Genomic DNA, 21907 nt, shown 5'->3' with positions numbered 1-21907 from the left:
CAGTAATGAACGGAGTCGGCGGCCACCAACCCATCAACCTGGCGCCAATAGCCAACAACGACAAAACTCAGGGTACCAATAAATCAGAGGGGAGCTTTGGCGGGTTTAAAGTCACGATTCCTAAAACCATAAAGGCATTCCTGTCATCCATTTTTTCTACCAGGCCCAGCAGCCCAAGTATTCAGACCCGACAGATACAGCTTCATACTCCATCGCAACCATCACAACAACACAGCTCAAACATTGAAAATAACGGCAGCAATAAACCAGCCGAAGGGAATTTAGGAGAAGCATTAGCGCTTGCCCGTGAGAATTCGAACATTAAAAGTCTATTTACCCAGCTTCACGACAAACTGGAAGAAATGCAAACCAGTAAACATATTTTACAAGGCATGAGACATCGTGATGATTCGTTCATAGCTTGCACTGTTGATGTGCAACAGTCTAAGGCCAGCTTTATAGAGGCCGTTAAAAGCTTCAATCAAAACGTAAGTGCCGATCTGCAAATTGATGCTGATGACCTTGAGATGGCAATGGCAAATAAAGACGCGCCGGAGAGTGCTAAAGACTTAGCTAAACTTGAGGTAATGAAAAAAGCTCTTTATAAAGCGTGACCAGACAACGACTAATTAACGGTTCCTGGTTTTTGCACAACACTTTCCAGGACAAACCTTGAATAAACCTGACACAAATGGCCAAACCGGCCCGGCTGGCCAATATGCAAAGCGACTCACTTCATATAGACCGTTAACAGCGTATCAGCCCCAGCCTGCACACTGCCGCTCGATTTATCCAAATGGCTGACATCATCCATATTGGAGATGACAATAGGGGTGACAACACTCCTTGCTTTCTCTTTGAGTAAGGTGAGATCCACCTCAACGACAGGGTCGCCCGTTTTAATCTGTTGTCCTTCTTTTGCTATTCGTTTAAAACCCTCCCCTTTCAGCTCCACAGTATCAATGCCAAAATGGACAAACAGCTCAACACCTGAAGGGGTTTCCATACTGAACGCGTGATTGGTTTCAAAAATCTTGCCAATAACGCCATCACAGGGCGCAACCATGACATTTCCGGTTGGATCAATGGCCAGACCATCGCCCACCACCTTATCGGCAAACACCGGATCCGGAACGTCCTCTATGGGAATAATCTTGCCCGTCAAAGGTGCCTTCAGGATCGTTCCCTCATCTGAGTTAAGACCGAGACTTTTTTTGAGAGAATCAAAGATACCCATAATTTTTACCTGCGGCTGTTACAACAATCTTCCATGAAGCCTGCTCAAAACTGAATTGAGGCAACTTCACAGATGCGGGACCGGTCGGAAAGCAATACCGGCAGGGAGGAAAGCAAAAAGCCTCATGTTCAGAGGCTTTTCCGTCTTAAAGAACTTTAGTCATCGGCTGGTCAGCATTCAACCATTAAGGGCCAGAGAATCAAACTGAAACGATTTGAGCCACTTTCATCAGGTGACTGTCAATCTGGTTGTGCTTACTGATTGCTCTTTCCAGTGGGGTTTTCACCACCTGCTGGTCACGAACGCCCACCATGATACCACTGTCGCCGTTGCGCAACGCTTCTACTGCGGCGACACCCAGGCGGCTGGCCAGAACACGGTCAAAACAGGTAGGCTTACCACCACGCTGGATATGACCCAGTACGGTTACCTTCACCTCGTATTCGGGAAACTTCTCTTCCACAGCACGGGACAGTTCAAAAACACCACCGCTGCGATCACCTTCAGCAACCACTATAATGCTGGAGGTTTTGCCCGCACGACCACTCTTTTGCAGAGACTCCATGAACAGTTCAACCGTTTTTTCCTGCTCAGGAATCAGGATATCCTCTGCACCAGAAGCAATCCCTGTGTTCAGCGCAATAAAGCCGGCATCACGGCCCATGACTTCAATGAAGAACAGGCGATTATGAGAAGTGGCGGTATCACGAATCTTATCGATGGCTTCGACAACGGTATTCAGCGCGGTGTCATAACCAATGGTAAAGTCAGTACCGTAGATATCGTTGTCGATCGTACCGGGAACACCGATACAGGGCAGGCCATGCTCCTCTTCCAGCAGCATGGCACCGGTGAATGAGCCGTCACCACCGATCACCACAAGACCATCAAGTTCCGCAGCCCGGGCATTTTCGTAGGCCTTGATACGACCCTCCTTGCTCCGAAACTCCTGACAGCGTGCAGATTTCAGGAAGGTACCACCCTGATTAATGATATTGGCAACCGTACGGGCATCCGCCACTTCCATACGATTTTCTATCAGTCCTTTGTAACCTTCCTGAATCACTACCGGCACAATACCGTAGTAAATACAGGCACGAACAGTCGCACGGATAGCCGCATTCATACCGGGAGCATCGCCCCCGGAAGTCAAAACTCCGACTCTCTTTAATTCGGTCATGCCAGGCTATTCTCCTTCCAAATGCCTAAATGCTTGGTAAAGCAATGAGAAATAATTAGTTAGGTTCTGTTGACACAATTCAGACCCTGAACACATTGCACTGTCAACAGCGTCTGAAACAGGGCTCAGCTTACGCTGATAATCTGCATGGTGTTGGTGCCGCCTTCGATTTCCTGACTTTCGCCTTTAGTCAAAATAATCTTGTCACCCACTTCCAGAAGGCCACGCTCTTTAAGGACATTAATTGCACGCCCATTGACTTCCGGGCCGTACTCGGTACCACTGTCAAAAGCCACGGCCTCCACACCGCGATACAGGGCAACCCGGCGTTCAGTGGTCTCGTAACGAGTCAGGGCAAAAATAGGAAGACGGGTATTGATCCTGGACATCCACAGCGGTGTGGCGCCACTTTTGGTCAGGCAGACAATCGCCTTAATGTCATCCTGATGGTTGGCGGCAAACATGGTCGCCTGAGCGATGGCCTCATCGACATTCACAAACTTGCCAACGCGACGCTCCGTCATATACTCAACAGTCTGCTTTTCTGCACCAAGGCAAATGCGGCTCATGGCCTTGACCACTTCATCCGGACGCTTGCCAGTGGCCGTCTCACCGGATAGCATCACCGCGTCAGTACCATCCAGCACCGCATTAGCGACGTCAAAAACTTCTGCCCGGGTAGGCTGAGTGTTGTGAATCATGGACTCCATCATCTGAGTGGCCGTAATCACCGGCTTATTCAAACGACGGGCTTCATTAATCATGTGCTTCTGGGCACCAATCAGTTCAGGGTCACCAATTTCTACGCCCAGATCGCCTCGAGCCACCATCACGGCATCCGATGCAGAAATAACTTCAGCCAGCAGTTGGTGGTCATTCACCACCTCCGCCCGCTCGATCTTCGACAGTATAGCGGCAGTTCCACCCGCTTCCCGGAGCAGACGACGGGCTTCTTCAACATCACTGGCATGACGAACGAAAGATACCGCCAGGTAGTCAACTTCCAGCTCAGCGGCCAGAAGAATGTCCTGCTTATCTTTTTCCGTTAATGCTGCAGCAGAAAGACCACCACCCTGAAGGTTAATACCCTTGTTATTGGAAAGCTCTCCACCATTGATCGCTTTGGTTTTAATGCAGGGACCATCAATAGCCATGACTTCCAGACTGATTCGTCCGTCATCAAGCAGCAGTATGTCACCCACCGTGCAGTCGTTTGGCAGATCTTTATAACCGAGCCCCACCTGCGTTTCATCGCCATCGTCAATGGGAAGACTGGCATCCAGGTTAAAGGTAGCCCCATCTGGAAGGTGAATCTTGCCATTCTGGAACCGGCCAATACGGATCTTTGGCCCCTGCAAGTCGCCCAGAATGGCAACCGAACGGTTCAGCCGCGCAGCAATTTCACGAATGGTTTTGGCACGGGCTTTGTGATCTTCCGGATCACCATGGGAGAAGTTGAGGCGAACAACGTTAACTCCCGCTTCAATCAGCTTTTGCAGTTTTTCTTCAGATTCAGTAGCGGGCCCCAGGGTTGCCACAATTTTTGTGCGTCTGAGCATGATAATCCTCTCGCTTGTGAACCCGCCGCTCTCGCAGGAGCCTTCGCCTGTTACCTGTCAGGTGTAGCCTTCAGCCTGTTCAAGGCTTATGCCATCCCACAGGGGTCATTACTGCAAGCGACTGGTCTTAATGGATTAAGGATGTGCACGACAGCCGTTCACAACCTGTACACCTCTGTTCTGCAGGACAAATGTATTGAACGGAGCGCAAACAAAAGAAGAAAGTGTCGTTTAAAGTATAGGAGTCATCTTACCCCGTAACACGGTCTTCTCTTTGTTCACCTATTGCTCAGCTATTGCTCACACAGCCTGACACCCAGTTATCAGATTTGCTTGTCTCATTTATCGTAACCAACACAGGCCCGTTAAACGAGCCTGTGTTGAGATCACCTTTCAGAATGCCTTAGGCGTTCATCAGGGCCTTGGCAGTATCCAGCATACGGTTGGAGAAGCCCCACTCGTTATCGTACCAGGACATAACCTTAACCAGGTTGCCCAGAACACGAGTCTGAGTAGCATCGAAGTTGGAAGAGAACGGACTGTGATTGAAGTCCATGGAAACCAGTTCTTCGTAATTAACAGACAGAACCGTTGCCATTGCAGGGCTGGACTTGGCAGCAGTTGCAATGATTTCGTTCACTTCTTCAACAGTGGTTTCACGGGCAGCAACGAAGCTCAGGTCAACCAGAGAAACGTTGATGGTTGGTACGCGAACCGCCATGCCATCGAACTTGCCTTTCAGCTCAGGAACCACTTCACCGACTGCAGCAGCACCGGTAGCGGTTGGAATCATGTTCATGGCAGCTGCACGGGCACGGTACAGGTCAGAGTGGTATACATCGCTCAGACGCTGGTCGTTAGTGTAAGCATGGATAGTGGTCATCAGACCCTTATCAATACCCAGAGCATCATTCAATGGCTTGGCAATAGGAGCCAGACAGTTAGTGGTGCAGGAAGCGTTAGAAATAACGGTCATGTCTGCCGTCAGAGCGTCGTGGTTCACACCGTAAACGATGGTTGCGTCAACGTTTGAACCAGGAGCAGAAATGATGACTTTCTTGGCACCCGCATCCAGATGTGGCTTGCAGGAATCCTTGGAACGGAAAACACCAGTACATTCAAAGACAACGTCAACACCCAGCTCAGCCCATGGCAGCCTGGAAGGGTCACGCTCAGAGAAAGTCTTGATTTCGTCACCGTTTACAAACAGCGCACCTTCGCCTTCTTCAACCTGCGCATTGAAACGGCCATGAACCGTGTCGTACTTGGTCAGGTGAGTATTGATTTTGGTGTCACCCAGATCATTAATGGCAACAATCTGGTATTCATCGCGACGGCCAGCTTCGTAGAGTGCACGCAGTACGTTGCGACCGATACGGCCGTAGCCATTAATAGCAATCTTGATCATGATGTCTCCAATACCGTTAATCAAAGCGGAATGTCCGCCCTGGCTCCAGGACTTGTATTCCTGAAGCACAATAACTTACAGACAAAGGTTGACTTCCCGGTGGCGTGGAGTTACATATATGCAAAAGAGAACAACATATAGCAAACAATCACACACCAAATACCATCCAGGAACAACTGATTGTCTGATCCACTGGTCAGCTTTATACGTCACCAGTGTGATATAGAGTGTGATCGAAAAACCGGAATTCAGCAAAACCGCCCTGCTTTTCAAAGAGTGTTCGGGTTAATTCCGGGTTTTGTATGTACTCTCAACGAAGCACTATATGACGCTATCCTGGCCAGCCAGTGACTTCCATTGGGAATCGCACGTTTGATCAGCACCTTTACCTACACGGATAATGCGGACTGTAAGCCCGCTAGTCAAGCCTGTTACAGGCTCGCTCCTCTCATCTTTATGCAAAATATCATGTTGCGAAATTATCAAATATGAACAACCATAAATGACCACAAAACGTTAATTACAAAACTCTCGGAAACTATTCAACAATACAAAAACGACACTAATAGCATAAAAACCGTAAGAGATAAGAGCAAAACATCTCAAAGCCATTGTAATTCAAAGGTTGATAGCAAAAAAATCAAAAATCAAACAGGATGGTATTTTAATAAGTACACAAGTACGTCAATAGAGACTGAGGTTCCGTCCCATCAAAAAACAACACCTAAGCAAACTTATTGACAGGACAGGAAGCAAGAAACGGGTAAATCCTGATGCTTTTACCACCAAAAAAATATGTAAATTTTTTGTAATTATCGCTCCGCCTTCCCCAGCCACTCAATCTGGTTATTATTATATTTGTTAGATACTTCATTATTTATAAATAAAGATTCTATTCATACGAACAGACCAAAGAACATACCCATAGTAATTCCCTCATTCTCAACATCGGGTAAACTGATAAGATCATTGTTCTCACCACTTATTAACATTGGTCTCTTTATGAAACAGCTATTGGTTGTCGCTATTCTGATTTTTTCTTCCGTGATAAGTGCCGACATTCTGAATTGCGAGCAAAGCCAAACGGTTTGCGAAGCCAAATGCAAAGCATCAAGTCTGATCAGTGAGCAGGATATCTCTACCTGTAAAGCCCAGTGTCTGGGTGAGCGAACAGCCTGCGAGCTCGAACAAGGCAAGGATTCAGCGGGTAAACTTGCCGGGCAGGCAAAAGATGCAGGCCAGTCTTTCATGGATAAAATGAAAGCCTTCTGGGAAGGATTTACAAACAGCCTGTAAAAGCTGCACTTTACCCTTTAAACGCCTGACCCGTGTCACGCACTGCAAAAGTGACAGGTACAAAAAAATGCCTCCAACCAAAGACTGATTAGAGGCATACGACATATTTCAGCCGAAAGTTATTTACCGTAATACGCTTTAGTAAGCAGTTCTTCCAGCTCAGAAATCAATGGCAGACGAGGATTGGCCGTTGTGGTCTGATCTTCAAACGCATGGTTAGCCAGCATGCTGATTTTACTCTTGAACAGAGACTCATCAATACCAATCTCTTGCAGAGAAGCAGGCATATCCAGTCGCTTCATCAAATCACGAACCGCATTGGCCAGTGATTTAACACCCTCTTCCGGAGTCTTGGCTGGCAGACCCAACATTTTGGCAATTTCAGCGTACTTCTCATGGGCAATGTAATACTGATATTTCGGGAATGATGCCACCTTGGTTGGGTTAGGGCAGCCATTATACTCAATCACATGAGGCAACAGCACAGCGTTGGCCTGTCCGTGAGAAATATGCAGTTCATTACCCAGCTTATGGGCAATGGCATGGTTTACCCCCAGGAAGGCGTTGGCAAATGCCATGCCAGCCATACAGGACGCGTTGTGCATTTTCTCCCGGGCTTTTCGGTCTGCGGTATCATAAGACTGCGGCAGATAATCAAAGACCAGCTGAATCGCTTTCATGGCCAGAGCGTCAGTGTAGTCGGAAGCCATGATGGACACATAAGCTTCTATGGCGTGAGTGAGCACATCCAGGCCAGTATCCGCTGCCACTTTCTTCGGCACCGTCAGTACCAGGTTAGGATCAATAATTGCCACATCCGGAGTCAGCTCATAGTCAGCCAGTGGATATTTGGCACCTTTTTCCTTATCAGTAATAACGGCGAACGATGTCACCTCTGAACCGGTACCGGATGTAGTAGGAATTGCAACCAGCTTGGCCTTCTTACCCAGATGCGGGAATTTATAGACACGCTTGCGAATATCCAGGAATTTCTGAGCCATACCAGCAAAGTCAGCATCCGGCTGTTCATAGAAAAGCCACATCCCCTTGGCAGCATCAATCGGTGAACCACCACCCAGGGCAATGATCACATCCGGATTAAACCGCGCCATTTCACGGGCGCCATTGCGAACAGTTTCCAGACTTGGATCAGGCTCAACCTGATTGAAAATTTCAACCTGAACCGGTGTGGCACGCTTTCTCAGATGGTAGAGGATTTTATCGACATAGCCCAGGGACTGAATAATCTCGTCAGTAACGATAAATACACGAGAAATGTCCTGCATCTTTTCGAGGTACTGAAGCGAGTTGGCCTCAAAGTAAATCTTTCTGGGAAGTTTAAACCACTGCATATTGACCCGACGCTTGGCAACACGCTTGACATTGATCAGGTTTACCGCCGATACGTTGGAAGTGGTACTGTTACCGCCATAGGTACCGCACCCCAGTGTCAGGGAAGGCATATTGGTATTGTAAATATCACCAATGGCGCCATGGGTGCTTGGTGAGTTAATGATGATACGACCGGCTTTCATGGCCAGGGAGAATTCATCAATCACCTGGTTATCCTGGGCATGCAGTACCGCAGAGTGTCCAAGGCCACCAAAGTTCAGCATCTGGTCTGCCAGCTCAATGGCATGATGGGCATCTTTAGCCTTAAGCACACCCAAAACCGGAGACAACTTCTCACGGGACAGAGGAAACTCAGGACCTACCCCCTCAATTTCTGCTGCCAGTATGCGCGTATTCTCAGGCACTTTGATACCGGCCAGTTCGGCAATGTAAAAAGGCTTCATGCCAACAATTTTACTGTTCACATGACCGTCATGAATGACCACTTCAGCCAGTCGCTGTGTTTCCGCTGGCGTAGTGAAGTAAACATTCTGAGACTTCAGCTCTTTAACAACTTCTTTATAGATCGCTTGATGAACAATCGCGGCCTGCTCAGAGGCACAGATCATGCCATTATCGAAGCTCTTGGACATTACCAGATCATTACAGGCCTGCTTGATATCTGCAGACTGGTCAATAATGCAAGGTACGTTACCTGAACCCACGCCCAGCGCAGGCTTACCGGAGGAGTAAGCGGCCCGAACCATGCCGGAGCCACCAGTCGCCAGAATGACGGCAACTTCAGGATGCGTCATCAACTTCTGAGTAGCTTCAATGGAGGGGTGCTCAACCCACAGCACACAGTCGTCAGGCGCACCGGCCGCAACCGCCGCGTCACGAACAATCCGGGCTGCCTCACTGGAACATTTCTGCGCAGAAGGATGGAAGGCAAAAATAATCGGGTTACGGGTTTTGGTGGAAATGATGGACTTGAACATGGTGGTGGATGTCGGGTTGGTCACCGGAGTAACCCCACAAACAATGCCTACAGGCTCAGCAACCAGCATGAAGTCTTCTTCAGCGTTATCTTCAATAACACCTACGGTCTTGTCGTATTTGATGGAGTGGTAAACGTACTCGGTCGCAAAGATGTTTTTGGTCACCTTATCTTCCAGGATGCCACGGCCAGTCTCCTCGACAGCCATCCGGGCCAACTCCATATGAGCTGCCTGACCTGCCAGAGCCATGGCTTTGGTAACCCTGTCGACATCTTCCTGAGTCAGGTTGAGAAACTTCTCCCTGGCAACCATTGCCCGCTCAATCAACGCATTAATCTGAGCGTCAACATCCTGAACAACCGCCTCTTTGTTTACGGTTTTTTCAGCCTGCTTCTTTCCGGCCATGACTATCGTCCTCTAGTAGTTAACCAAGATAACCTTTAAAAAACTGTCTATAATTCCGAGGCTATTCGTTTTAAAACGTCACTCGAAATAGAAATGCTGTTTAATAAGCTGGCAACCATCAGATGTCTGTCTTCTATTTCACCATTCTCAAGATAGTGCATCCTGAGTATTAATGCCTGACCATTGCCATTTATTGGGAAACTCTCCTGTTCAATAAAAATGCATGCATGAGCCGTTGCAGATTTATCGAGCATCACAAAAAAATTATTCCACAAAATTATTTAAACATATTTTTTTATTTGAATTTAGTCATATATCGCTTGCTCTTACGCATTACAACACAAGAAAACCTCAAAAAAACTGACTCAAATCAAAAAAACACTATTGATTTTTTTTACAAAAAGAGCATCAAAACTTATCAACAGCATTCATACATTGACACATTATTTTCTACAAAATAATCTTCGAAAAAGCTTATAAAAACGATACTCACAATAAAAACCAATAAATTAAAAAAACATTTTCAAAATCATGTCGTTGAAAAAATGCAAAGCAATCGAACGCAATCGAGTAACAACAGGAATAAACACCAATAAACAAGAGTTATAAGCCCCCTACGCCATCGTTTTTTATTCATTAGGAAAAAGGCTTTACCTGTTGTAACCTTTGCGTATCATTTCAAACTGAAACTCACTGTAACCCTTGATCGAGAAAGGATCAGTCACATGTCGCAAAAAATCCTGGACCTGGTAAAGCCAGGCGTAGTTACCGGTGATGACGTTCAGAAAATCTTTGCAGCTGCCAAGGCCGGTGAATTTGCACTGCCAGCAGTGAACGTTGTCGGTACCGATTCAATCAATGCCGTTCTGGAAGCAGCAGCCAAGGTCAAGTCCCCAGTCATCATTCAATTCTCGAATGGCGGCGCGAGCTTTTTCTCAGGCAAAGGTCTTAAGACTGATCCGGCCGGCGCCCTGGGCGCTATTGCTGGTGCCAAATATGTCCACGCGGTGGCAGAGGCTTATGGCATTCCCGTTCTGCTCCACACTGACCATGCTGCGCGCAAGCTGCTGCCATGGATTGATGCCCTGCTGACGGCGGGCGAAGAGTTCTATGAGCAACATGGCAAGTCACTGTTTTCATCTCATATGATCGACCTGTCCGAAGAGTCTCTGGAAGAAAACATCGCTACCTGTGCCGAATACATGAAGCGCATGGCCAAGATGGACATGACACTGGAATTCGAACTGGGCTGTACTGGCGGTGAAGAAGACGGTGTGGACAACTCGCACATGGACAGCTCCATGCTGTACACCCAGCCAGAAGACGTTGCCTACGCCTACGAAATTCTGAGCAAGATCAGCCACCGTTTCACCATTGCCGCTTCTTTCGGTAACGTTCACGGCGTATACAAGCCGGGCAACGTTCAGCTGACCCCAAAGATTCTGGACAACTCCCAGAAATACTGTTCTGAGAAATTCGGCATTCCAGCCAAGTCCCTTAACTTCGTATTCCACGGTGGTTCCGGCTCAACTCTGGAAGAGATCCGCGAGTCTGTATCCTACGGCGTAGTGAAGATGAACATCGACACCGATACTCAGTGGGCATGCTGGGAAGGCGTTCTGAACTACTACAAGAAAAACGAAGCTTACCTACAGGGCCAGCTAGGCAACCCTGAAGGTGCCGACAAGCCAAACAAGAAGTTCTATGACCCTCGCGTTTGGCTGCGCGCCGGCCAGGAGTCCATGATCTCCCGTCTCGAACAGGCTCATCGCGACCTGAACAGTATCGACGTACTGTAATGCAGACCTGACACCGGTGCTCGCCGGTGTCCTCTCACCCCGGCAACCCATCGCCTGTCACGTCACGTACCTGTCAACTGACTACTTTTCTGTTGTTGCTTCCCCTGACTAAAAGCCAAAAGCCTGGCATTATTGTCAATGGCATTCTCAAGCTCGCTGGTCTTACCACCCAGCTCCTGAGCCAACCACTGGTAAAGCAGCCCCTCTTCATTCAACTGCCCCATGTGCCGATAGAGAAGACCAAGGGCCAATCCATGCTTTAACTTGTCACACTCATGACGACTCTCGTTATAAAACAAATTCTCTAACACCGGTTTTGCCGACTCGAACATCCCCAGATGCTGGAAAGCCAGACCAAGGCACATTTGAATATTTCTATCTTCCCGCAACCAGAGAGGCAATGAAGATATAAACTGACAACTATCCCTAAAGTGGTTGAGATTATAATAGGCACGCGCTTTCAACAAACACGCATCACGCATAATTTTGGCACTCCCCCCACTCTCTCTCTGCAGCACTGATTCCGCATGTAACAAGGCTTGCTTAGGTTGTTTATGTTTCAGCGCAGTAAAACCATCGTTAATATGCTCTTGTAGCGCCAGAACCGGATCAACACCGACTTTTCGCTTTGCACCCGCACCAGAACACAATAAAGACCTGTCACTCCCCTCCCCGGAGCCTAACTGACAATTGATAAACGATGTTTTTGCCACTTGCCTCGTCCCTCGAAAGCCAGCTGTCGAGCCATCACTTTGCTTATCGCAACCAGCGCTTCCTCTTTGGTCAACAGCGTCCGGGCATCGTCCCGGGCCAGATAAACAAAAATCATAAGGCACTTTATTATTCATATGAGGCTCTTTTCCAATTCCAGACTGCTATGTAACCAGCAAGTTGACTAAGGGCTGAAGAAGACTTTTGCCTCTTCGGCCAATATTATGCAAAAACTCAAAAAAGCCAAGGTAAAGGGGTAAAGCCTCTTGGGATATTCCCCTGTGAGGCCTTAGCCACGAGCGTAGAAGTGACCAAAACCCCTCCATAGTATTAACATGCACCTCGTAAATACCGTCTTTGTCATCATCACGAGCATACTCACCTTTGCCGTGACAGACCGTTTTATGTCTGAAGCCCCAGCTTTCAAGGTCATCATAGATGTTGTATTCATCGGTATAAATCTGGCTCTGTGGGGCTACGTGTTTCTTGATAAATGGTTCAATTGTCGCCTTCTTAACGTTCGACAGCATGTTGATAATGACCTGACCTCCCCTTTGAATCATTCCCAATACCGGCGGTTTGTCTTTTTCAAGAGTCCCACGGCCCGGAGCGCCTTTAAGCCTTCTTTTTCTCGGTGGACGATCCAGATTTTTTTAATGCTTCAGGGTGTCCCTTGTGACCAGCTACAATGTAGACCTCGTCGAATTCAACTTCGCCATCAAGAATCACTTCAGGCTTTCGGTCAACAACACCATTTCGTAAGACTGTGGTCATATGGTGTGCATCACTGACACACAGATCAAGTTCCTGAGCTATCTGGCTGTTGGAGACGTTCAGCCCCATTAAATAGAGACAGGCAATCCAGACTTTGAGTGGTCGGTGGTGTCCTGCGAAAACCGTATTTGTCAGGTCATCGAAGTAGCGCTTACAGGACTTACAGTAATAGTGCTGGCACTCTACCTGCACATTGTCGTGTCCATTCTTTTTGACATTCTCAGAATCACAGTGCGGACAGAGAACAGTGCCATCTGGCCAGCGGTTCTCACGGATCATCTCAAAGCAGGTGTCATTACTGATGATATCTGAGATTCGGCCTATATTCATGGTCAATGCTGGCGATGGCTAATTATATCCACCAAGGATAGTTCAGCAGTTCGGAATTCGAAAAGAGCCTTCACTGAATGTAACGGGTGACGGCCCTGATTAACCTTTGCGAGATGCTGGATCATGATGCATGAGAATAGCCATGGTATCCCGGCATTTAAAGTCAATAACCTTGAACATGGGAGCGCCATCATGGCAGCCGCGCATAAAATGGTCTAGCCTGACCACTGATAAAATTGACTGGCTGGCTGATTATCCGGCTCATGGCCCTGCCTGCCAAGGCATCTCAAAGTCTTTAGACATGGAGTTTTATTAAATTAACCATCGATATGACGCACCTTCTGACATAACTCGTGCCATAAATTATATCTGTTCAATCAGACAAATTACTTCGTATGGCAGTACCTGACAGTGGAGTGCATAACTTCAGTTAACAGTTAACTAGTAGAGGAGCATAAGTGATGTCAGACCCTCTGGGTGCCCGTATTTCTGCTTTGAATCTTAATGATGCTCAACCGATACCCGCAACTCTATCAGATTCCAGCTCGGCAGCATTTGCCAACCACTGTGTCAGCAATACCGGTACTGAGAAAGCCGAATCGCTGGCAGGATCGAGGGATTGTCATGATGATCTGCCAAGCGCGGTTGGTAACAAAACCCTTAATGACTTACAGATTGCTACCGCCTCAGAGCCAGAAGCAACTGCACCGAATCATGATAGATGCGGTTTCAGGCACTCTGATGCCTGCTGGAATGATCACCGATGGATTGCACTTAACCAGCAGCAGCGAGCCATAAAAGAACAACGCATGCACACTGGCACCTATGAATACATCCCCTGTAAAACGGTAAAATTTCTGGATGAAAAATATCAATTGGAATCAGGTCGTTACATCAATAGCGATTGGAGCTACAGCCACGTCAAAATAACAAAATGCACTGACGGCAAAGTTCTGGTCAATCTATTGCGGGATTTCCTCGACCCATTACACCGCCACTTCCGATGCCGGGATCAGGACTGGATTTTGACCGGACACACATATTTGTCGCCAGTTCTGGTCAATCTGACCACTGGCAACACCTACGAACAAGGAGGCGACCATTACTTTTCGTGGAACTTTCTCTGGCAAGCCGCCCGGGCGAGTCTGGACGGAAATACGCTGGCCGTCCTTGGCTTGTTCTGGGGAGGCTACCCGGAAGAGATACGGTTTTATGATTTCTCCAACCCTGACCAGGGTTTCAGGCCGATTCAATCAAAGCGATACCTATGGCCAACCCGTGATGGCTATCACGGATGGCCAACCTGGCAAGCCACTGAAATCGGCGATAGCGTCGGTACCTTTTATATGCAAAAAGATAATTCAGAGGATGCCCCTGTCTACTCAGTCACAGTGCGTCGGGCAGGTGATCGTATGATCGAAGCACGTCGGGAAATGATCCTGGAAGCCGGACCGGGCTATAGAAGTGATTCAGACGATTCAGATTCCAATTATTCTGATGATGGGTACAGTTCGTCCCTGCCTGTTGATGCAGTCGCACCTGAATAAATCATGGCTCTTGTAGGATTTCAGACTGCTACTGGGTTGAACATTGCTGAAGCCCTTTATCTACAAAGGTTGTCAGCATATTGTCCGGTAATGTTGCTCAATCCTTGTTTTTCGTGACCTACAGTCAGTTTTCACTGTAGAGCAGTTCGTAATCAAAATAGAGCCTAAATCATTTGTCGACCGGCGTGACGCCAGAGAGGGGCACCGACTGATTCATAACGCACACCGCTTCCCTTTGAAGGGTGACACACTGCCCCCCAAAGATTGTGCCTGCTTAATCGGGCAAAATTCACGGAAGGACACGACGGTCAAATGTACAACATCAGTAAATCAGTAGAGGAGATTAAGTGATGTCAGACCCTCTGGGTGCCCGTATTTCTGCCTTGAACCATAATGATGCTCAACCGATACCTGCAACTCTATCAGATTCCAGCTCGGCAGCATTTGCCAGCCGCCGTGTCAGCAATACCGGTACTGAGAAAGCCAGATCGCTGGATTGTTGTGATGATCTGTCGAGTGAAGCTGGCAACAAAATCCTGAATGACTTGCAGATTAATACCATCCCTGAGTCTGCTGGTTGCAGTCAACAAGTGTACCCGCCACAATCACCGTCCCTGACCGTTGATGCACATACTCTGTTCGATACGACAGAGGTTGTTCCTTCTGTAACTCTCCCCAAAGATCAAGACCAGCCTATCCAACCGGAACCAGATACTGATAGTACCGGAAATACTGACAGTAAGGCCGAAGCATGTGCCGCATCATCGGATTCAGAATCAAAAACAAATGTTCCGAATCATGATCAATGTGATTACCGGCACACCGACGCCTGCTGGAATGATCAGCGATGGATAGCTTGGAACCAGAAGAAGCGCGCCACCTATGCACAAATTCTGCGCTCTGACACGTATGAGTACAACCCCAATAAACCGATAAAATTTTTCAATGAGAAATATCAACTGGAGACTGGTGTTTACTCAAAACGGGGCCAGTGGGGTTTGAGCAATATAAAAATAACAAGATGCTCGGATGGCGAAGTTCTGGTGGATCTATTGCGGAATTTCCTTGACCCACTGCACTTTCCCTTCCGGTGCCGGGATCAGGACTGGATTTTGACAGGACATTCGTACATGTCGCCCGTTCTGGTCAATCTGTCCACCGGAAATACCTACGAACAAAAAGGTGATCAATACTTTTCGTGGAACTTTATCTGGCAGGCCGTCAGGGCGAGCCCGGAAGGGAATACGCTGACTGTCCTTGGATTACTCTGGGGAGGCTTCCCACAAGAGATACGATTTTTTGATTTCTCTAATCCTGACCAGGGTTTCAGGGAGCTTCGATCAGCGCATTACGTAGTTCCAACCCGTGGTGAGCAGGGCGTATGGCCAACTTGGGAAACCACAGAAAACAACGACAGCATTGCTAATTTGTGCATGCAAGAACACGAATCAGATACTGCACCTGTCTACTCAGTCACAGTACGTCGTGAAGGTGATCGTATGGTCGAAATACGTCGAGAAGTGATCCCGGAAGCTGAACTGGACAATAGCGGTGAATCAGAGGATTCAGATTCCTATTTTTCTGATGATGGGTACAGCTCCTCCCTGCCTGGTGATGCAGTCGCACCTGAATAAATCATTTGTCGTCCGGCGCGCCGCCAGAAACGGGTACCGACTGATTCATAACACACACCGCTTCTCTTTGAAGGGTGACTCACTGCGCAATTAACAAGCAAAAAAGGTGCGCCATCATGGAAGCCATGCATGAAATAGTCTAGCTTCTCAATTGCCAAACCTGACTGGGTGGTAATTCGGCACAGGGTTCTGCCTGTCCGGGTACCCTGAAGCTTTTAAGAAAGATTGTTTATTTAATTAATCGCTGATGTGACGCACTGCCCGCCAAAGATTGTGCCTGTTTAACCGGACAAAATTCACAGTATGGAAGTACACGACGGTTAAATGTGCAACATCAGTAAATCAGTAAATCAGTAAATCAGTAAAGGAGATTAAGTAATGTCAGACCCTCTGGGTGTCCGTATTTCTGCTTTGAACCTTAATGATGCTCAACCGATACCTGCAACCCTATCAGATTCCAGCTCTGCGGCATTTGCCAGCCACTGTGTCAGCATTACAGCCGCTGAGAAAGCCGGATCGCTGGATTGTCGGGATAGTCTGTCACATGATGCTGGCAATAAAACCCTGGATAACTTGCAGATTGCATCCGTTTCTGAGTCGGGTTGCAGCCAACCCGTGAACCTGCCACATTCCCGGTCCGTTGGCATACAAACCCTGTTTAATACGACAGATGTTGATCCCTCCGTCGCCCTCTCTGACGATCAAGGCGAACCTCCGCAACCGATACCGGACGCTGATAGCATGGCCGGAGCATGTGCTGCAGCATCGGATGCAGAATCAGAAGCAACTGAACCGAATCACGATGAATGCAGTACCAGTCATACCGACGCCTGCAGGAATGATCACCGATGGATCGCACTGAACCAGAAAGAGCGGGCCAGTAAAGAACAGCGCCTTCGCTCTGCCAATTACGAATACTGGCCCCTTATATCGAAAAAATTTCCGGGTGGGACATATCAGGTGGAGTCAGGTGTTTACAACTTCGAACCGAGTGCATGGAATTACAGCCATGTCAAAATAACAAGATGCGATGACGGCAAAGATGTAGTGAACCTGGTGCGGGATTTCGTTCAGCCATTACACCACCACTTCCTGCGCCTGGGTCAGGAGTGGGTTTTGACCGGCCATTCATACACATCACCACTTCTGGTTAATCTGTCCACTGGCAAAGCCTATGAGGATCGGGGTGATCATTACTATGCCGGGAACTTTCTCTGGCATAAGGCCGAAGCGAGTACGGACGGGAATACACTGGTCGTCAAGGGATTGATCTGGGGGGGCTTCCCGGAAGAGATCCGGTTTTATGACTTCTCCAATCCTGACCAGGGTTTCAAACACCTGCATTCAGAGTACTACCTTTGGCCAGGCCGTGAAGAGTATGATGGATGGCCGACCTGGCAAGCCACTGAAGACAGCGGTAGCGTCGCTACTTTTTACATGCAAGACAAACCCAAGGCAGCCGCCCCTGTCTACTCAGTCACTGTACGCCGGGAAGGTGACCGAATGATCGAAGAACGCCGGGAAATAATCCAGTAAGCAAGACCGGACTACGGACTGTTAAGGTGATTCAGACGATTCGCATCATTCTGATGATGAAGACATTGCCAGTCCCTGCGGCTCATAGCATCTGCATTCACTGGAACAGCACAAGTATTGACGACTATATCAACGGATAGCAGAAAATGGAGGATAAAAATTCGGTTTTGTGAGGAGAATAGTGCGCTATTTGACGAACAAAAGTGGATTTTTAGACCAATTTTCTGCCACCGCACGACTGCATGGATGCAGGAGCTAGTGCAGCCAAGCGTTGTTATACATACACAAGCACCTCGTTCCCACGGTCCCGAGGTTGTCGCAAAACCCTGCGGACACTCCGGACATCTCGTTCCCACGCTCTGCGTGGGAATGCATACCGATCCCGCCACAAATACCAAACTGTAACTGTTCAGCACCCCCACATAAATCTGGAATTTTCTGATTTTTATACCATCCTCTTAAGCACCATTTTTCCACAATATTCGCCAGCATGATTCCAGAACTACCCGCAACTATGTCGGCTGAGATTCTCTTGAAAGAGAATGCAGAGCTGCGGATGAGAGTTGCCTGTCTGGAAGAGCGATGTCGAGAATTGGAAGAAAAGGTTGGCAAGAACAGTCAAAACAGCAGCAAGCCGCCATCGTCTGATGGTTATCAAAAACCTTGTAAAAACAGTAATTCTCCAGATCATTCTGACGACCTTTCCGCAGATAAAGGTACCGATCCATCGGATGAAAAACCCAATCCTAAAAGTCTGAGACAGTCTTCTGGTAATAAAGCCGGTGGAAAGAAAGGGCATCAGGGCACTTGTCTTAAACAGGTCGATATCCCTGACTATATTGAGTACCTTCCGGTTAAAGAATGCAATAAATGTCAGGCGTCTCTTCTTGATAGTGAGCCGGTCAAATATATTGAACGACAGGTGTTTGAACCAGGGAGACCGGGTGAATTTGAAGAAGTAACGGCCCATAGAGCTGAAGTAAAAATCTGCACTTGTGGTTGTCGGAATCAGGCTGAATTCCCGGAAGGTGTTACCGCTGCCGCACAATATGGCTCAGCCACACAGGCTATGGCCGTCTATCTTAACCAATACCATTTCCTGCCTTTTAAGCGCGTGTCAGAGTATTTTAATACTCTCTATAAAATGAGTGTAAGTGCAGGCACTGTCGCCAATTTTGTGGCCAGAACCTATGAAAATCTGGCTTCTACTGAAGAGGTTATTCGTGACGCCTTGCGGGAATCGTCTGTTGCCGGAGCCGATGAAACGGGTATGCGGGCCGAGGGCTCTTTGCACTGGCTACACGTTATGCGGGATGAACAATGGACGCTCTACTTGTCTGGTAACTATTCAGCACTGAGCAAAGGCATATTACAGTAATTCCGAACAGCTCTATGAAGTGATTGATATATGTCCATTCCCTGTTTTCTGGCAGACGACAAATAGCTGCGAATCCGTGCAAACATAGAACCACCGTCTGCACTCCTGAAGCAGCCTGAGATTTTCTGCTTTAACTTGGCCATTCGAACATCCCGCTCACTGCCATTGTTATCGAAGGGAATGGTAAAATCTGACATGAAGCGCAGTGTCTCAGCCTTGAACTCAGTGAGTCGTTTGAAGAGATTGTAAGCTTTAGTATTCTTGACTTTCTTGCGCTTAAGCTCCTCTCGTTGCTTCTCCATATAGACGACTTCTTTCATTAGAGCCCGCTGAAGCAACCGGTCATAAATCTTCTCGATTCGTTCACAGACAACACTTGGCATCTGTAGCATACCTATGGTCTTAAAGCCCTTGCAGTAATGCCAGGAAAGCCTCAGTAGCTTCATCAATCGCAACGCCAGTTGATTGCTGTCCCTATCAACAACACCCAAAAGCTCCCTCAGGTGATGGGCATTGCAAAGTACGTGAGTTGCCGCATATGCAAAATAGGATTTCCAATGATCATGAACCAGAACGCCTGCAAATGTTAGCAGTATGCCCATCGTGTCCATGGCCTCACGACCTCGCTTTTCAGACAAGTAGTAGAGCGTCCATTGTTCATCCCGCATAACGTGTAGCCAGTGCAAAGAGCCCTCGGCCCGCATACCCGTTTCATCGGCTCCGGCAACAGACGATTCCCGCAAGGCGTCACGAATAACCTCTTCAGTAGAAGCCAGATTTTCATAGGTTCTGGCCACAAAATTGGCGACAGTGCCTGCACTTACACTCATTTTATAGAGAGTATTAAAATACTCTGACACGCGCTTAAAAGGCAGGAAATGGTATTGGTTAAGATAGACGGCCATAGCCTGTGTGGCTGAGCCATATTGTGCGGCAGCGGTAACACCTTCCGGGAATTCAGCCTGATTCCGACAACCACAAGTGCAGATTTTTACTTCAGCTCTATGGGCCGTTACTTCAAATTCACCCGGTCTCCCTGGTTCAAACACCTGTCGTTCAATATATTTGACCGGCTCACTATCAAGAAGAGACGCCTGACATTTATTGCATTCTTTAACCGGAAGGTACTCAATATAGTCAGGGATATCGACCTGTTTAAGACAAGTGCCCTGATGCCCTTTCTTTCCACCGGCTTTATTACCAGAAGACTGTCTCAGACTTTTAGGATTGGGTTTTTCATCCGATGGATCGGTACCTTTATCTGCGGAAAGGTCGTCAGAATGATCTGGAGAATTACTGTTTTTACAAGGTTTTTGATAACCATCAGACGATGGCGGCTTGCTGCTGTTTTGACTGTTCTTGCCAACCTTTTCTTCCAATTCTCGACATCGCTCTTCCAGACAGGCAACTCTCATCCGCAGCTCTGCATTCTCTTTCAAGAGAATCTCAGCCGACATAGTTGCGGGTAGTTCTGGAATCATGCTGGCGAATATTGTGGAAAAATGGTGCTTAAGAGGATGGTATAAAAATCAGAAAATTCCAGATTTATGTGGGGGTGCTGAACAGTTACACCAAACGTAACTATTCAGCACTGAGCAAAGGCATATTACAGTAATTCCGAACAGCTCTATGAAGTGATTGATATATGTCCATTCCCTGTTTTCTGGCAGACGACAAATAGCTGCGAATCCGTGCAAACATAGAACCACCGTCTGCACTCCTGAAGCAGCCTGAGATTTTCTGCTTTAACTTGGCCATTCGAACATCCCGCTCACTGCCATTGTTATCGAAGGGAATGGTAAAATCTGACATGAAGCGCAGTGTCTCAGCCTTGAACTCAGTGAGTCGTTTGAAGAGATTGTAAGCTTTAGTATTCTTGACTTTCTTGCGCTTAAGCTCCTCTCGTTGCTTCTCCATATAGACGACTTCTTTCATTAGAGCCCGCTGAAGCAACCGGTCATAAATCTTCTCGATTCGTTCACAGACAACACTTGGCATCTGTAGCATACCTATGGTCTTAAAGCCCTTGCAGTAATGCCAGGAAAGCCTCAGTAGCTTCATCAATCGCAACGCCAGTTGATTGCTGTCCCTATCAACAACACCCAAAAGCTCCCTCAGGTGATGGGCATTGCAAAGTACGTGAGTTGCCGCATATGCAAAATAGGATTTCCAATGATCATGAACCAGAACGCCTGCAAATGTTAGCAGTATGCCCATCGTGTCCATGGCCTCACGACCTCGCTTTTCAGACAAGTAGTAGAGCGTCCATTGTTCATCCCGCATAACGTGTAGCCAGTGCAAAGAGCCCTCGGCCCGCATACCCGTTTCATCGGCTCCGGCAACAGACGATTCCCGCAAGGCGTCACGAATAACCTCTTCAGTAGAAGCCAGATTTTCATAGGTTCTGGCCACAAAATTGGCGACAGTGCCTGCACTTACACTCATTTTATAGAGAGTATTAAAATACTCTGACACGCGCTTAAAAGGCAGGAAATGGTATTGGTTAAGATAGACGGCCATAGCCTGTGTGGCTGAGCCATATTGTGCGGCAGCGGTAACACCTTCCGGGAATTCAGCCTGATTCCGACAACCACAAGTGCAGATTTTTACTTCAGCTCTATGGGCCGTTACTTCAAATTCACCCGGTCTCCCTGGTTCAAACACCTGTCGTTCAATATATTTGACCGGCTCACTATCAAGAAGAGACGCCTGACATTTATTGCATTCTTTAACCGGAAGGTACTCAATATAGTCAGGGATATCGACCTGTTTAAGACCTGACT

General features: G+C 47.7%; 19 protein-coding genes. 7 read left to right on the top strand and 12 right to left on the bottom strand.

Going from position 1 to position 21907, the window contains the following annotated elements:
* Window positions 1–5 precede the first annotated feature (5 nt).
* A complete protein-coding gene (locus MJO57_RS26945; protein WP_252020135.1) occupies window positions 6–614 on the top strand; it encodes a hypothetical protein in 609 nt (202 codons plus the stop codon).
* Between the two features lie 116 nt (window positions 615–730).
* Here the strand turns inward: MJO57_RS26945 and crr are convergent, their stop codons facing one another.
* The 4 genes from crr to gap form a co-directional block, all read right to left on the bottom strand.
* Entirely contained in the window at window positions 731–1237 is a 507-nt protein-coding gene (gene crr, locus MJO57_RS26940) for a PTS glucose transporter subunit IIA (protein WP_252020134.1), read from the bottom strand.
* 199 nt (window positions 1238–1436) lie between these two features.
* Window positions 1437–2417, bottom strand: coding sequence for a 6-phosphofructokinase (gene pfkA, locus MJO57_RS26935; protein ID WP_252020133.1), 981 nt, complete (start codon window positions 2415–2417; stop codon window positions 1437–1439).
* 125 nt (window positions 2418–2542) lie between these two features.
* The gene (pyk, locus tag MJO57_RS26930) at window positions 2543–3976 is read right to left on the bottom strand and encodes a pyruvate kinase (protein WP_252020132.1); all 1434 of its coding nucleotides are present in this window, start codon (window positions 3974–3976) and stop codon (window positions 2543–2545) included.
* 403 nt (window positions 3977–4379) lie between these two features.
* Entirely contained in the window at window positions 4380–5387 is a 1008-nt protein-coding gene (gene gap / locus MJO57_RS26925; protein WP_252027125.1) for a type I glyceraldehyde-3-phosphate dehydrogenase, read from the bottom strand.
* Between the two features lie 999 nt (window positions 5388–6386).
* Between gap and MJO57_RS26920 the strand changes: the two genes are divergently transcribed.
* The gene (locus MJO57_RS26920; RefSeq protein WP_252020131.1) at window positions 6387–6680 is read left to right on the top strand and encodes a hypothetical protein; all 294 of its coding nucleotides are present in this window, start codon (window positions 6387–6389) and stop codon (window positions 6678–6680) included.
* 119 nt (window positions 6681–6799) lie between these two features.
* Here MJO57_RS26920 and adhE read toward each other — a convergent pair whose 3' ends face one another.
* Entirely contained in the window at window positions 6800–9415 is a 2616-nt protein-coding gene (gene adhE / locus MJO57_RS26915) for a bifunctional acetaldehyde-CoA/alcohol dehydrogenase (RefSeq protein ID WP_256492460.1), read from the bottom strand.
* 725 nt (window positions 9416–10140) lie between these two features.
* On the opposite strand from adhE, the gene fbaA reads away from it, so the two are divergent.
* Window positions 10141–11214: a class II fructose-bisphosphate aldolase gene (fbaA, locus tag MJO57_RS26910; RefSeq protein WP_252020129.1), complete on the top strand. Its 1074-nt coding sequence runs from the start codon at window positions 10141–10143 to the stop codon at window positions 11212–11214.
* A 62-nt stretch (window positions 11215–11276) separates the two neighbouring features.
* On the opposite strand, the gene MJO57_RS26905 is transcribed toward fbaA, so the two are convergent.
* Genes MJO57_RS26905 through MJO57_RS26890 form a run of 4 tightly spaced genes read right to left on the bottom strand, consistent with a single transcriptional unit; the run spans window position 11277 to window position 13029 of the window.
* A complete protein-coding gene (locus tag MJO57_RS26905; protein ID WP_252020127.1) occupies window positions 11277–11864 on the bottom strand; it encodes a hypothetical protein in 588 nt (195 codons plus the stop codon).
* A gap of 29 nt (window positions 11865–11893) precedes the next feature.
* Window positions 11894–12043, bottom strand: coding sequence for a hypothetical protein (locus tag MJO57_RS26900; protein WP_252020125.1), 150 nt, complete (start codon window positions 12041–12043; stop codon window positions 11894–11896).
* Window positions 12044–12089: 46 nt separating this feature from the next.
* Window positions 12090–12572 carry an IS1595 family transposase gene (locus MJO57_RS26895; RefSeq protein ID WP_252026893.1) on the bottom strand — a complete coding sequence of 161 codons (483 nt, stop codon included), beginning with the start codon at window positions 12570–12572 and terminating at the stop codon, window positions 12090–12092.
* Window positions 12541–13029 carry a transposase gene (locus tag MJO57_RS26890; protein WP_252018524.1) on the bottom strand — a complete coding sequence of 163 codons (489 nt, stop codon included), beginning with the start codon at window positions 13027–13029 and terminating at the stop codon, window positions 12541–12543. The genes MJO57_RS26895 and MJO57_RS26890 overlap by 32 nt, the downstream gene beginning before the upstream one ends.
* A 461-nt stretch (window positions 13030–13490) precedes the next feature.
* Here MJO57_RS26890 and MJO57_RS26885 point away from each other — a divergent pair, with 461 nt between their 5' ends.
* The 3 genes from MJO57_RS26885 (at window position 13491) to MJO57_RS26875 (ending at window position 17746) form a co-directional block, all read left to right on the top strand.
* Window positions 13491–14576 (top strand): hypothetical protein, encoded by a 1086-nt coding sequence (locus tag MJO57_RS26885; RefSeq protein WP_252020123.1) that lies wholly within the window; start codon window positions 13491–13493, stop codon window positions 14574–14576.
* A 350-nt stretch (window positions 14577–14926) separates the two neighbouring features.
* The gene (locus MJO57_RS26880) at window positions 14927–16210 is read left to right on the top strand and encodes a hypothetical protein (protein ID WP_252020121.1); all 1284 of its coding nucleotides are present in this window, start codon (window positions 14927–14929) and stop codon (window positions 16208–16210) included.
* Between the two features lie 378 nt (window positions 16211–16588).
* Complete coding sequence (locus MJO57_RS26875) at window positions 16589–17746, top strand: hypothetical protein (RefSeq protein ID WP_252020119.1); 1158 nt, start codon at window positions 16589–16591, stop codon at window positions 17744–17746.
* 255 nt (window positions 17747–18001) lie between these two features.
* On the opposite strand, the gene MJO57_RS26870 is transcribed toward MJO57_RS26875, so the two are convergent.
* Window positions 18002–18238, bottom strand: a complete 237-nt coding sequence (locus MJO57_RS26870) for a hypothetical protein (RefSeq protein WP_252020117.1) — start codon at window positions 18236–18238, stop codon at window positions 18002–18004.
* Between MJO57_RS26870 and MJO57_RS26865 the strand changes: the two genes are divergently transcribed.
* Window positions 18237–19124, top strand: coding sequence for a transposase (locus MJO57_RS26865; RefSeq protein ID WP_252020115.1), 888 nt, complete (start codon window positions 18237–18239; stop codon window positions 19122–19124). The two genes, MJO57_RS26870 and MJO57_RS26865, sit on opposite strands and share 2 nt — an antisense overlap.
* Here the strand turns inward: MJO57_RS26865 and MJO57_RS26860 are convergent.
* On the bottom strand, window positions 19091–20605 hold the full coding sequence (locus MJO57_RS26860) for an IS66 family transposase (RefSeq protein WP_252017330.1): 1515 nt from the start codon (window positions 20603–20605) through the stop codon (window positions 19091–19093). The two genes, MJO57_RS26865 and MJO57_RS26860, sit on opposite strands and share 34 nt — an antisense overlap.
* A 100-nt stretch (window positions 20606–20705) precedes the next feature.
* Window positions 20706–21872 (bottom strand): IS66 family transposase, encoded by a 1167-nt coding sequence (locus MJO57_RS26855; protein ID WP_252026941.1) that lies wholly within the window; start codon window positions 21870–21872, stop codon window positions 20706–20708.
* Between the last annotated feature and the right edge of the window lie 35 nt (window positions 21873–21907).

It is taken from the genome of Endozoicomonas sp. SCSIO W0465 (assembly GCF_023716865.1).
GTDB lineage: Bacteria > Pseudomonadota > Gammaproteobacteria > Pseudomonadales > Endozoicomonadaceae > Endozoicomonas.
Note: the sequence above shows the minus strand (reverse complement) of the source record. Positions and strands in the feature narration are given on the sequence as shown.